The 12,920-nt window shown below is 61.2% G+C and carries 9 protein-coding genes; 7 read left to right on the top strand and 2 right to left on the bottom strand.

The window, feature by feature from the left end:
* Nucleotides 1-44: 44 nt before the first annotated feature.
* Nucleotides 45-680, bottom strand: a complete 636-nt coding sequence (locus tag BXY39_RS08710; protein WP_121938488.1) for an NADPH-dependent F420 reductase — start codon at nt 678-680, stop codon at nt 45-47.
* A gap of 135 nt (nt 681-815) precedes the next feature.
* Here BXY39_RS08710 and BXY39_RS08705 point away from each other — a divergent pair, with 135 nt between their 5' ends.
* The 5 genes from BXY39_RS08705 (at nt 816) to kynU (ending at nt 10,340) form a co-directional block, all read left to right on the top strand.
* Nucleotides 816-1,763, top strand: a complete 948-nt coding sequence (locus BXY39_RS08705; protein ID WP_121938487.1) for a LysR family transcriptional regulator — start codon at nt 816-818, stop codon at nt 1,761-1,763.
* Between the two features lie 161 nt (nt 1,764-1,924).
* A complete protein-coding gene (locus tag BXY39_RS08700; protein ID WP_121938486.1) occupies nt 1,925-3,151 on the top strand; it encodes an efflux RND transporter periplasmic adaptor subunit in 1,227 nt (408 codons plus the stop codon).
* A 36-nt stretch (nt 3,152-3,187) separates the two neighbouring features.
* Nucleotides 3,188-6,379 (top strand): efflux RND transporter permease subunit, encoded by a 3,192-nt coding sequence (locus BXY39_RS08695; protein WP_121938485.1) that lies wholly within the window; start codon nt 3,188-3,190, stop codon nt 6,377-6,379.
* Nucleotides 6,380-7,045: 666 nt separating this feature from the next.
* Nucleotides 7,046-9,016 carry an ATP-binding protein gene (locus BXY39_RS08690; RefSeq protein ID WP_147453521.1) on the top strand — a complete coding sequence of 657 codons (1,971 nt, stop codon included), beginning with the start codon at nt 7,046-7,048 and terminating at the stop codon, nt 9,014-9,016.
* A gap of 82 nt (nt 9,017-9,098) precedes the next feature.
* Nucleotides 9,099-10,340, top strand: a complete 1,242-nt coding sequence (gene kynU / locus BXY39_RS08685; RefSeq protein ID WP_121938483.1) for a kynureninase — start codon at nt 9,099-9,101, stop codon at nt 10,338-10,340.
* A 62-nt stretch (nt 10,341-10,402) separates the two neighbouring features.
* On the opposite strand, the gene BXY39_RS08680 is transcribed toward kynU, so the two are convergent.
* Nucleotides 10,403-11,020: a TetR/AcrR family transcriptional regulator gene (locus tag BXY39_RS08680; RefSeq protein ID WP_121938482.1), complete on the bottom strand. Its 618-nt coding sequence runs from the start codon at nt 11,018-11,020 to the stop codon at nt 10,403-10,405.
* A gap of 370 nt (nt 11,021-11,390) precedes the next feature.
* Here BXY39_RS08680 and BXY39_RS08675 point away from each other — a divergent pair, with 370 nt between their 5' ends.
* The gene (locus BXY39_RS08675) at nt 11,391-11,750 is read left to right on the top strand and encodes a hypothetical protein (RefSeq protein ID WP_147453520.1); all 360 of its coding nucleotides are present in this window, start codon (nt 11,391-11,393) and stop codon (nt 11,748-11,750) included.
* A 1-nt stretch (nt 11,751) separates the two neighbouring features.
* Nucleotides 11,752-12,900: an efflux RND transporter periplasmic adaptor subunit gene (locus tag BXY39_RS08670; RefSeq protein WP_121938480.1), complete on the top strand. Its 1,149-nt coding sequence runs from the start codon at nt 11,752-11,754 to the stop codon at nt 12,898-12,900.
* The last annotated feature ends 20 nt before the right edge of the window (nt 12,901-12,920 follow it).

Here is a 12,920-nt window from a genome sequence, read left to right as displayed (position 1 = left end):
CGGATAGCCTTTTCAATGCCGGCCCGGCCTGCAAGCGGCGACCTTCAGGCCGCCTGACTGGTCAGCAAGGCGTTGACCTCGCTGCAGGTCAGGACCTTGTTCCAGATAGCGCTGGGCGGGTCCAACGGGCGGGATGCGGCCAACCGTCCGACAAAAAAGGGATCGAATCCGGCATCCTGGATAAGACCGACGACAATTTCCGACGACGGACCGTCATTGGCGGAAAAAGGCACACAGGCCCGGCAATGGGGGCAATCGGCATATTGTTCCAGATAACCGGTCCACATGGTGTTGAAGGCCTTGACTACATGAGAAGACGGCAGACGGCGCTGAAGGATGAGAGCGGAGGTGTCCGTCTCGGCGATCAGCTTTGCCGAGGCACCGCCTTCGACCAGTTTCAAGGGGTTGGTGGCATCGATCACGGTTTTGCCTGCAACCGTCGCGGCGATGTCCGACAAAACACCGTCCAGACAGGTGTAAGGCATGGCCAGCATGACCACATCGCCGAAATCCGCCGCCTGATCTATGGTGCCGGCGGTGGCGCCGGGACCCAGTTCGGCGAGAAGCGATACCAGGCGTTCCGGATGACGGGAGCTTAAACAAACCCGGTGTCCGGCTTTTATCCAGAGATGGGCGATGGTCTGGGCCAGCCGTCCGGCGCCGATGATACCGATCTTCATGATTCCTGTCCCTCCGCACACGGGTGTTGAAAACGGGTAAGCCAATCAGTCTTGCCATTGAAGATGCAGGCGGGACTCCACAGATTGAAGCGGAATAAGCTGGCTTCTATATCCACCTTCTGTCATTAATGGGACATGCGCAGTCTCGCCAACATCGCGACCTTTATCCAGGTAGCCTCGACCCGCAGCTTTGCCGAGGCATCAACCCGGCTGGGCCTGTCCACATCAGCCACCAGCAAGGCAGTCGCCCGGCTGGAGGAAGAGCTGGGTGTGAAACTGCTGCACCGCACGACCCGCAGTGTCGGACTGACCCCGGAGGGGGAGCGGTTTCTCGAAGGAGCCTCCCGCCTGATCGGTGAGATGGAGGCACTGACGAATGAAATCAGCGACAGTATGGGCACCCCGCGCGGGCGTTTGGCGGTCAGCGCCCCCGCCGTGTTCGGCCGGGTCTGGCTGACATCGAAAATCTGCGACTTCCAGAAACGCTACCCCGAAATCACCGTCGAACTGTCCCTGGACGACCGGGAGGTCGATCTGGCGGCGGACGGCTTCGATGTGGTCATTCGCACCGGCGCCCTCGCCGACAATGTCAATCTGGTGGCCCGCCGTTTCTTCGACGACCAGCTTTATATGTGTGCCACACCGGACTATCTGGACACGCACGGACGTCCCCGGACGATCGCGGACCTGAAAGACCATGCCTGCCTGATGTTCCGTAACGCCAGCCAAGGGCGGATTTTCCCGTGGCGGCTGTCGGTAGACGGAGAAACCGTCAACGGAAGCTTCAACAGCCCGCTTGTCATCAATGATGCCGAAGCGCTGGCCACCGCCGTCATGGGCGGCGCGGGAATCTGCCAGTTGCCGAGCTATACGGTGCGCAGCGCGCTGCTGGACGGACGGCTGGAGGAAGTGCTGCCCGATTTCCGGCCTGACCCCTATCCATACAGCATTCTCTATCTGGACCGGCGGCTGGTGTCACCGCGTATCCGCGTGTTTATCGATTATCTGATCGAACACAGACCGCAATGCATGCTGAAAGCCATGGAACTCAAGGCCATGGAACGGATGAAACAATCCGCCTGACCGGCTGCTGAAACCGGCCGGCTTTTGATTCATGACTGTTGGTGGATTATAAAACCACCCCAAGCCCGATTATCGGGCAAAGCCCCATGGATTATTTCTTCGCAGGAATTTGAACGCGCGGCCACGGCTCATGCGCCCGCCGCCAACTGCGAGGAAAAATCATGACATCGACCACCAAACTGAGTGCAGGTGCCAGATGGATTGCCGGTATCAGTACAGCCGCCCTGATCGCGGGCGCGGCCTTCTTCACAGCGCCCGAAGACAACGGCGGCGCACAGGCAACCACAGCCCCTGCCACCGCCGCGCCGGCACCCGTCGGCGTGACGATTGCCAGACCGCATGTGCGGGACATTGTCGAATGGGACGAGTATCTCGGCCGTTTCGAAGCCATCGAGGAAGTGGAAGTGCGTGCCCGCGTGTCGGGCTATCTGGAAGAGATCCTGTTTGAAGACGGGCAGATCGTACAGCAGGGCGATGTGCTCTTCCGCATCGATCCGCGTCCGCTCCAGGCGGTGGTCGCCGAACGCACCGCCCAAAGCGCCCAGGCCGGGTCACGCGTCAAACTGGCCGAGACCGAGCTGGAGCGCGCCGCATACCTGCGGGATCGCGGTCATGTCTCCCAAAGTGTTTATGACCAGCGCCTGCAAACGCTGGAAGCCGCCAGGGCGGATCTTGCCGCCGCCGGTGCAGCCCTAGAGCGGGCGCGGCTGGACCTTGACTTCACCATTGTGCGGGCACCGGTCACCGGCCGGATCAGCCGGGATTTCGTCAGTGTCGGCAATCTGGTCAGCGGCGGTTCTCCGGGAGCCACGCTGCTGACGAATATCGTCTCTCTTGATCCCATCCACTTTGTTTTCGAGGCCAGCGAAGCCGAATATCTGAAATATCAACGCCTGTCACAGCAAGGCACACGGCCCAGTTCGCGCGATGCGGCGAACCCTGTGAAAGTGCGTCTGGTGGATGAAGACACCTATGACCATGCCGGTCGCATGGACTTTGTCGACAACCATGTGGACAGAGCATCAGGCACTATTCTAGGCCGGGCTATTTTTGACAACCCCGACCATCTGCTGACCCCCGGTCTGTTCGGCCGCCTTCAGCTTGTAGCCAGCAACGCCCATCCGGCGGTGCTGTTGCAGGATGCCGCAATCCTGACGGATCAGGGCAGCAAATATGTCTGGGTGGTTGACGGCACCAGCCGGACCGAGCGCCGCACCGTCACGCTCGGCCCCATTGTCGACGGTCTGCGCGTGGTGCGCAGCGGCCTTACGGCAGAGGATGATGTGGTCGTACTCGGTCTTCAGCGCGTGCGCGACGGTGTTCTCGTGGCACATCAGCCCCAAAAGGGCGAGGACGGCGAACCGGCACGGATTCTGGCCGCCCGCTAATGTCTCAAACCCCTTTACCAAGGGAAGGATAGACCCATGCGTTTCAGTCATTTCTTTATCGACCGGCCGATTTTCGCCATCGTGATCTCGGTCTTCGCCATCATTTTGGGCGCACTTGCCTATGTCACCCTACCTGTCGCGCAGTATCCGGATGTGGCCCCGCCGACCATTCAGGTGACCGCCAGCTATCCCGGTGCCAGCGCCGAGGTTCTGGCTGACACCGTCGCCACGCCGCTGGAACAGGAAATCAACGGCGTGGAAGACATGATCTACATGTCGTCGCAATCAACCGCCGACGGACAGCTCACCGTCACGGTCAGTTTCAAGCTCGGCACCGATCTGGACACGGCGCAGGTGCTGGTCCAGAACCGGGTGGCCATCGCCGAACCGCGCCTGCCCGAAGAAGTACGGCGCATTGGCGTCTCGGTGCGCAAAAACTCACCCAATCTGATGATTGTCGTGCATTTGTATTCGCCCGACGGCTCGCGGGACGGCCTGTATATTACCAACCATGCCCAGCGCGTGCGCGACCAGCTGTCCCGGATCGAGGGCGTGGGCGCGGTTCAGATGTTCGGGGCCCGGGAATACGCCATGCGCGTCTGGCTGGACCCGGACCGAATCGCCAGCCTGAACATGACGGCGGGCGAAGTGGTCGCCGCCATCCGCAGCCAGAACATACAGGTGGCCAGTGGTATTCTCGGCCAGCAACCCTCGGGCACGCCCGGTGCTTTCGAGGTGAATCTGCAAACCCTCGGCCGCCTTGTCGAGCCCGGCCAATTCGAGAGCATCGTCGTCAAACGCACGCCAGACGGCCGCGTGACACGCCTGCGCGATGTGGCACGGATTGAGCTGGGCGCCCGCGATTATGGCACACGTGCCTATCTGGATGACAAAAGCGCGGTCGCCATGCCGATTTTCCAGCGGCCGGGCACCAATGCGCTGGAAGCCGCCGACCAGGTTCAGGAAACCATGCAGCGCATGTCCGCCGATTTTCCGGCAGGGCTGGCCTATGACATCATCTACAATCCAACGGAATATATCAGCGCGTCCATCGACGCAGTGGAAGAAACCCTGTTCGAAGCCCTGGTTCTGGTCGTGCTGGTGGTGCTGCTGTTCCTGCAAAGCTGGCGGGCGGCAATCACACCGATCATCGCCATCCCGGTCTCGCTGATCGGGACATTCGCGGTGATGGCGGCATTCGGCTTTTCCATCAACACACTGTCGCTGTTCGGCCTTGTACTGGCCATCGGCATCGTGGTCGATGACGCCATCATCGTGGTGGAGAATGTCACCCGCAATATCGAACGGGGCCTCAGTCCGAAAGAGGCGACGCGGCAAACCATGACGGAGGTCAGCGGCGCGCTCGTCGCAACCTCGCTGGTGCTGACCGCCGTGTTTGTGCCCACCGCCTTTCTCGACGGCCTGTCGGGCCAGTTTTACCGTCAGTTCGCGCTGACCATCGCGACCGCGACGGTCCTGTCGACCCTGGTATCCCTGACACTGAGCCCGGCGCTTGCCGCCCTGTTGCTGCGTCCGAAAAGCACGACCAGACCGTCCCCACTGCTGCGACCCGTAAACGCCATCATCGGCCGGTTCAACGGCGGGCTGGACAAACTGACGCTTGGCTATACCGGCCTGACGCGGCGCCTGGTCCGGATGTCGGCCATCATACTGGCGGTCTACGGTGGCCTGGTGCTGCTGACGAACGAGCAGTTCAAGTCCGTCCCCGGCGGGTTTATCCCGGAACAGGATCAGGGATACCTGATCACCGTCATCCAACTGCCACCGGGGGCATCCCTCGACCGGACGGATGCGCTGGTACAGGCCACCACCGCCGACCTTCTGGACATTGACGGCGTTGCCCATGCGGCTGCCTTTGCCGGCTTCAACGGGGCCACCTTCACCAATGAAACCAACACGGCGGCAATCTTCTTCACGTTTGAAGGTTTCGAAAGCCGCCTTGAAAAAGGCATTACCGCCAATGCCATTCATCAGGAGGCCTGGGCCCGTATGGGGCAATATCAGGACGCGCAGATCCTGGTCATTGCACCGCCGCCGGTGCGCGGGATCGGTAATTCCGGCGGTTTCAAAATGATGTTGCAGGATCGTGCCGGTCTGGGCCCACAGGCCATGGAAAAAGCGGCGGGGGATCTTGCCATCGCCGCCAATCAGGAATCGGGACTGGTGGGCGTGTTCACCCTGTTCAACACGTCGACACCGCAGCTTTATGCGGATATCGATCGGGCCAAGGCGGAAATGCTGCGCGTGCCCGTGACCCGGGTGTTCGAGGCCATGGAAGTCTATGTCGGTTCCAACTTTGTGAATGAGTTCAACTTTCTGGGCCGGACCTACCGGGTAACGGCACAGGCCGATACCGACTTCCGCAAAACCGCGCGCGATGTGGCAGCCCTGCGCACCCGCAGCGACGACGGCCGCATGGTACCCTTGGGCTCGGTCGCCACCTTCCGGGATATCACCGGCCCGGCACGGGTACCGCGCTACAATCTCTTCCCCGCCGCAGCCATACAGGGAGCGACCCTTCCGGGTGTTTCTTCCGGTGAGGCAATCGAGGCCATGGAGCGTCTGGCCGCAGACATCCTGCCCGACGGCATCGGCTATGAGTGGACGGAACTGTCCTATCAGGAGAAAAACACCGGCGATACGGCGGCGCTGGCCTTTATCCTCGCGGTTGTCTTCGTCTTTCTGGTGCTGGCGGCTCAGTATGAAAGCTGGGCCCTGCCGCTGGCGGTGATCCTGATTGTGCCGATGGCGCTTCTGTTCGGTATCATCGGCGTCGATCTGCGGGGGATGGACAATAACATCCTCGTCCAGATCGGCTTTGTCGTCCTGGTCGGACTGGCCGCCAAAAACGCCATCCTGATCGTGGAGTTTGCCCGCCAGGCCGAGGAAGAAGACGGCAAAGACCGCTTCGAAGCGGCGATTGAAGCCGCCCGGCTGCGCCTGCGTCCCATTCTGATGACGTCCATGGCCTTCATTCTGGGCGTGGTGCCCCTGATGCTGGCCAGCGGCGCAGCCGCCGAGATGCGGGCGGCCCTCGGCACGGTGGTGTTTTCCGGCATGCTGGGCGTAACGGTGATGGGATTGTTGTTCACGCCGGTTTTCTATGTGCTGACACGCGGCCCGGAAACCTGGCTGAAAAATCGCACCGCGAGCGGGAACAGCAAAAATCCCAACGGCGTTTCCTCCCCGGCCCCGGGCGGGGTCTGAGCCAACTCCCTGCAAGCCCCGGCCGGAAACGGCCGACCTTGCCCCCGGGTGTCCTCGTGCCCGGGGGTCTTTTTATGGAGTTTGCAAGCACAGAGATATTGGAGGTACAGCGGGAACCTGGACCAATATCGAGCGTCGCGATCCAGCCGGGCCACCGCAAACGGCATGCGACTTGCTTATAATACAGTCATGGAAAAAACCCTGACGACATCAGGCGACATCCGAGGGCAGCGGGATGTCATTGATGACACAGGGTGGACAGTAAAAGGACGGCAAGCCCCATTATCCAGGTCCCGGGGTGCGCTATATTGATTGCCAAGAGGGGGGTATCCCCCGCCGAAATGATCACAGTGAGATTTGAAGGAGACCCGACATGAGCCCCCGCCGCAGCCGCGTTCTGGACCATCCCAGAAGCACCGGTCTTGGCGCGTTTGTAACCGTTTTCAACCTGGCGTTCTTCGTTGCATCCGTTGCCTATATCGTGACGCAGTAAACCCGTTACCGATTTCCACTCCCCGCTTGTCAAACCTGACGGCAGGTTTTCCCAACCTGCCGTCTTTTTTGCGTTTTGGCACCGAATCTTTGCAGAACGCACCCTCCCTGCGCATTCCGGGCTTCCTCTTGCGTGGCGCGCAAAGTATTGATTATGGGTTGAAGGGGTATGACATGGCGATAGGCACGAAAGTGCGGTACTGGGCGCTGCGATCAGCACATGCGCTTCAAACCCTGTGGTTCGGCGAGCGCCCTGAAGATCCGACCTTAAGACAGAAATTGATGGTGGAGCAGCAGGTCGAACTGGTGCGCCAGGTGCCTGTCGTCTTCGGGGTCATGCTGCTGAACGCGACCCTTGTCGCCATCATTTTCTGGAACCGCATGCCGGCATGGCAGGTGGCTCTGTGGTATTTCCCCCTGACCGGACTGGCGCTTTTCCAGCTCTTTGGCTGGTGGCGCATTCGCCGGCTGCCCAGACCCGAAACCGTCAGCGGGCGCGGCCTCAGGATGGCAGGGTGGTCCGCCATGTTCATCGGCATGGCATGGGGCCTGTCGGCCGTTTTACTGTACGACCCCACGTCCATCGCGCACCAGTTTTTCATCGTCCTGATCATTTGCGGCATGATGGCCGGTGCGTGCAGCAGTTTTTCAGCCATCCCGGCCGTCGCCAACGGCTACATCATGCCCAGCCTGATTCCCATCGGGATCGTCTTCATCCGTCAAGGCGATATCCTGTATCTCGTGACCGTCCTGCTGCTGGTCACCTTTGCGGTGTCCCTGATGTTTCTTGCCCGGACAGGTTATCAGCGTTTTGCCGATCTTGTGCTGACCCGGGACAAAGCGGAAATCGCCAGCCGGGCAAAGTCGGATTTTCTGGCCACCATGAGCCATGAAATCCGCACCCCCATGAACGGCGTCATCGGCATGATGGGCCTGCTACTGGATACAAAACTGACCGGTGAGCAGCGGGATTTCGCCGAGACGGCACAGGAATCCGCCACGGCGCTCCTGACCGTCATCAACGATGTGCTGGATTTTTCCCAACTGGAGGCCGGCAAGCTGACCCTGAAGGAAACAAACACCAACCTGCACATGGCCCTGAAGCGGATTACCACCCTGTTCACCCCCCGCGCCAGAGAAAAAGACCTGAGGCTCTCCATCGATATCGCGCCGGACGTTCCCGAGTGGATTCGGGTGGACGCCGCACGGCTGCGCCAGATTCTGTTCAATCTGATCGGCAATGCGGTCAAGTTCACCGAGACGGGCGGTATCGACGTGCGGGCCCGGATGGCCGGGCACAGCGACGGGCGGGATATGTTGCGGATCGAGGTTGAAGACACGGGTATCGGCATCCCGGACAGTATCGGCGTCGATCTTTTCGAACGTTTCACACAGGCAGATACCTCATCCGCCCGCAGGTTTGAGGGAACGGGGCTTGGCCTGTCCATCAGCAAACAGCTGATCGGACTGATGGGCGGACAAATCGGATATACGAGCCGCCCCGGTAAGGGCAGCCGCTTTCATTTCATCATCCCCATCCATCCCGGCATTCCGGACGCAGAGCCCCCCGTCACCGAGAAAAAGGCGGCCGCAGAGACCGCCGGCGCGCGCATTCTTGTGGTCGAAGACAATCCGGTCAACCGGACGCTTGCCAAGCATCTGCTCGACAAATTGGGATATGATCATGAAACGGCCCATAACGGACAACAGGCCTTGGATATCCTGTCCGACGAGGCGGAAGGGTTTGACCTGATCCTGATGGACGTACAGATGCCCGTTATGGACGGCGTCACCGCCACCCGCCATATCCGGGCGCGCGGCGGACGGCTTGCCGGGATTCCGATCATTGCGTTGACCGCCAACAGCTTTGACGACCAGCGCGACAGCTATCTGGACGCCGGCATGACGGACTTCGTACCGAAACCGATCGACCCCGCTGTCCTTCAGACCGCCATCGAACGGGCTCTTACCGGCAAGATTCCCTACAGCTGCGTGAAACCCGCGCCGGCCTCCATGGCCGATGCGGACCGCAGCACGCCCTCCGCTGTGCCGCGCGGCAACGCAAAACAGGATGCCGATGCGGCCCTGGACGCCCTTTTGCGCATGCTGGAACTAAGACACACCGACCGCGCCCAACGGAATTGAGGTCGGGCGATACGCACCCTACAAACCACACGGCTAGAGATACCCGCTTTCCAAGGCAGGCACGGCAGGATAGACATCGGACATGTCTTTTCCCGATGCCGATACATGCAGGACCCTGGACAACCGTGACCCGTTAAGGCCCTGGCGCGACGCCTTTCGCCTGCCGGACGGTGTCATCTATCTGAACGGCAATTCCCTCGGACCGTTGCCAAAGGCGGTTCCCCCCCGCCTGGAAAAGACCGTGCTGACTGACTGGTCAATCGGCCTGACCAAAAGCTGGAACGCGGCCGGCTGGTTCGGCCTGCCGGCCCGCGTCGGCGGCCGGATCGCACCGCTGATCGGCGCGCATCCGCATGAAGTGATCATGGCGGATACGGTGTCGGCCAATCTGTTCAAGCTGGCCGCCGCCGCCTGCCGGCTGCGCCCCGAGCGGCACATAATCCTGGCGGCGGAGGACGATTTTCCGACCGACCTGTACATGATGCAGGGCCTGACGGATTTCATGGCAGGGGACAAGCGGCTTGTCACCGTGCCGCGCACCGGACTTGCCAAGGCCGTGGACGGGGATACCGCGCTTGTCTTGGTCAGCCACGTGCATTATGTCAGCGCCGATATTGCCGACATGGCTGCCGTGACGCGGGCAGCCCAACAGAAAGGCGCGCTGATCCTGTGGGACCTGAGCCATTCAGCCGGGGCAGTGCCGGTCGACCTTACGGCAGCCGGGGCCGATTTCGCCGTCGGCTGCGGATACAAATATCTGAATGGGGGACCCGGCGCGCCCGCCTTTGTCTATGCCGCAGAGCGGCATCATGAAACAGTCCGCCAGCCGCTGACAGGCTGGTTCGGTCACGCCCGGCCCTTTGCCTTTAACGCCCGGTATGAGCCGGCAGCCGGCATGACAAAACTGTTGACGGGAACCACCGGCATTCTCGGCGCCGCGGCACTGGACGCGGCGCTGGACGTCTTCGACCGCGTGGACATGGCGCTGGCGCGAGAGAAATCCCTAGCCCTGAGCAGCCTGTTTATCGATGCCCTGGACAGTGACCTGTCGGAATACGGTTTCACCCTGGCCAGCCCGCGTGAGGGTGCGCGGCGCGGCGGACATGTCACGATCCGGCACCCTCATGGCTATCAGATCGTGCAGGCACTGATCGATCACGGCGTGATCGGCGATTTCCGGGCACCGGATTATATGCGCTTCGGATTCGCACCGCTGTATCTGGGTTACAGCGATGTGCACCAAGCGGTCGAGCGAATCCGCACCGTCATGGACAGCGGCCTGTGGCGCGCGCCACACTACGGCGTGCGGAAAACCGTAACATAGAGCCAAAGCGGACACGATACCTTCGGCAGGTCAACCGACAGGCTAAAAGCCAGGGCAAAACCTTACGGCGCATATGCCCGCATGAAGGCCCTGACCGCCGCTTCGGCAACCCGGTGAATGTCGGCATCCGAGAATGTATCCCGGATACCGAGGCTGCATTCAATGAACAGATCGGCCTTGCACAATTCGACAAACTGATGGGCCGCCAGTTCAAGGTCGTCGATGGCAAGGTCACCGCGCGCCACCGCCACGGCGAGAAACTGGGTAAGGCGGCGTACGCCGAGATCCGGGCCTGCCTCATAAAATGCGCGCCCCACTTCGGGAAAACGCTGGGATTCGGCCACGGCCACGCGGTAAATCCCCTGCGCGAAAGGCGACAACACGAAAGCGGTAAAATCATGGGCCATGGAGCGCAGGGCGTCTTCGATATTCTCGTCCGCGATATCGACCGTGAAAACCCTGTCCGCATGCTTCTGGCATTCCTCGTCGACCACAGCGACAAACACGCTGACCTTGTCTGGGAAATAATTATACAGCGTCCCCTTTGATACGCGGGCACGGCGGACAATTTCGTCAACGCTGGTGCCTTCATATCCCAGTTCCAGAAAGGCGTCCTTGGCCCCCTCCAGAATCTGGCGTGCCTTTGGACTGTCCAGGCCGGCTTTTTGCGGCAATGCCATGTTCTTCTCCATACTGAACCGTTCGGTCAGCGGTGAGTATATTGGTTTTTATAGAGATACACAATAAAAATGACTGAACCGTTCAGTCATTGTTGACTCATCCGATTTTATGGGATAAGCACAGTATCGATGACCGAACGGTTCAGTCATTTTGGAAGTGGATCAGGACCATGTTGCTTTCTCATCTCACCGCGCACGTCTTGGTGTCCGCCCCCGGCGGACAGGCTTCCGGATGCACCGTTCACGATCCCCTGGCGGTGCCGACCATTCCTCCCTGGCGGCATCGTCCCCTGAGCCGGCCCCGCCCCTTACCCCTTGCCCAAACGCCCAGGCGGGGCCGGCTTTTTTTCTGATCATGGAGTCACCCAAAATGGCATCCGAGACCTATCATTTCTGGCCGTTCTTGGAGATCAGCCGCAGTTCCATCCCCCTGCATTACGATGCCGAAGCACTCGCCCGCGCCAATCACTGCATCCGGCAGGGTACCGAGCGAATTCTGCGACGCGAACAGCAGATCGTGCTTGGGCTGAACAGCCTTGTCGGCAGGATCAACATGTCACTGGCACAAACGGGCGCGGCCTGCGAGCCCGTGCCCCATCGGGATTCGTCCCGGTGGTTCGAGCAGGCGACCCTCGGCATTCACGAACTGGGCGAAATGAGCACCACCGTCCAGATCAAAGCACTGAGCCTGCTGCGCGACAGTTTCCCGACCAAGAAGGGGACGCAGTAAAATGGCCGCACCCCGCACCGGGCCGCGCGGACAGGCACGGCCCAGCCTGCTGCCGGTCTGCATCCTGTTATGGGCGGGCCTTGGCGCCTGTTCGGACGGCACGGACCGGACACCCGCACTGCCGCGTCCCATCGCCTGGACCGTTGTCGAGCCGGTGGACCATGAAATCACCCGCACCCTGTCGGGGGTCGTGCGCGCCATCCAGCGTGCACCGATCAGTTTCGAAGTCGGCGGCAGAGTGGCAAGCGTGACCGTTGATATCGGTGATCATTTCGAGGCGGGCGACACGCTGGCGACCTTGGACCGACGGACCTACCGGTTGGCCATGGAAGAACGTGAAAGCGAGCTGGCCGAGGCCCGCGCCCGCCTGGTAGAAGCCCGGAACGAATATGAACGGCAGAAGGAACTGCACGCCAAGGGCTGGGTTGCCCGCGCCGGTTACGACACCGCCCTTGCCGGCCTTGAAACCGCGCAGAGCCGTGTGGAAATCGCCCGGACCCGCGCGGCCATCGCGGCCGAAGACCTGGAGGACACGGTTCTGACCGCCCCTTATGCCGGCTCGGTCGCCGAACGGCTGGCCGAACCCTCGCAGCAGGTCAGCCCCGGAGAAACGGTGTTCGAAATCCAGGGCGACGGCAGCGGCCTGGAGGTGGTGGTCACGGCGCCCGAGACCATGATCGATCAACTGGCGCCCGGCAGCCGGCACACCGTTTTCCTGCCCGCTCATCGCGGCATGATGCTGTCGGCCACCATTACCGAGGTCGCCACAAATGCATCGGTCAGAAATGCCTTTCCCGTGACCCTCAGACTGGATGACGCGCCGGACACCCTGCGGTCAGGTGTAACAGCCGAAGTGATGCTCAGCTTCAACATGGACGGCTCTCAGACACCGACAGACCGACTTGTATCCATCCCGGTGACGGGATTTCTGGCCGCAAGCGGGCAAAGCAGCGTGGCCTTTGTCTACGACAAGGCGGAAGGCACCGTCTCCAGAAGAGATATCACCGTTGCGGATATTTCGGGCGACCGGGCACTGATTTCGCAGGGGCTGAACGTCGGCGAGATCATCGCCATGAAAGGGCTGCCCTTCCTGCAGGACGGCCAGAAGGTCGCCCGGTTGGATACCGGCATCGCCCGCTACAACCCTTGACCTCTTTGCCCCATGATCCC

This window comes from Eilatimonas milleporae (genome assembly GCF_003688555.1).
Lineage (GTDB): Bacteria > Pseudomonadota > Alphaproteobacteria > Sphingomonadales > Kordiimonadaceae > Eilatimonas > Eilatimonas milleporae.
Note: the sequence above shows the minus strand (reverse complement) of the source record. Positions and strands in the feature narration are given on the sequence as shown.

Bases quoted from the DNA above. Each gene is read 5' to 3' on its own strand.
- BXY39_RS08710 (WP_121938488.1), bottom strand. From the start codon at position 680: ATGAAGATCGGTATCATCGGCGCCGGACGGCTGGCCCAGACCATCGCC.
- BXY39_RS08705 (WP_121938487.1), top strand. From the start codon at position 816: ATGCGCAGTCTCGCCAACATCGCGACCTTTATCCAGGTAGCCTCGACC.
- BXY39_RS08700 (WP_121938486.1), top strand. From the start codon at position 1,925: ATGACATCGACCACCAAACTGAGTGCAGGTGCCAGATGGATTGCCGGT.
- BXY39_RS08695 (WP_121938485.1), top strand. From the start codon at position 3,188: ATGCGTTTCAGTCATTTCTTTATCGACCGGCCGATTTTCGCCATCGTG.
- BXY39_RS08690 (WP_147453521.1), top strand. From the start codon at position 7,046: ATGGCGATAGGCACGAAAGTGCGGTACTGGGCGCTGCGATCAGCACAT.
- kynU (WP_121938483.1), top strand. From the start codon at position 9,099: ATGTCTTTTCCCGATGCCGATACATGCAGGACCCTGGACAACCGTGAC.
- BXY39_RS08680 (WP_121938482.1), bottom strand. From the start codon at position 11,020: ATGGCATTGCCGCAAAAAGCCGGCCTGGACAGTCCAAAGGCACGCCAG.
- BXY39_RS08675 (WP_147453520.1), top strand. From the start codon at position 11,391: ATGGCATCCGAGACCTATCATTTCTGGCCGTTCTTGGAGATCAGCCGC.
- BXY39_RS08670 (WP_121938480.1), top strand. From the start codon at position 11,752: ATGGCCGCACCCCGCACCGGGCCGCGCGGACAGGCACGGCCCAGCCTG.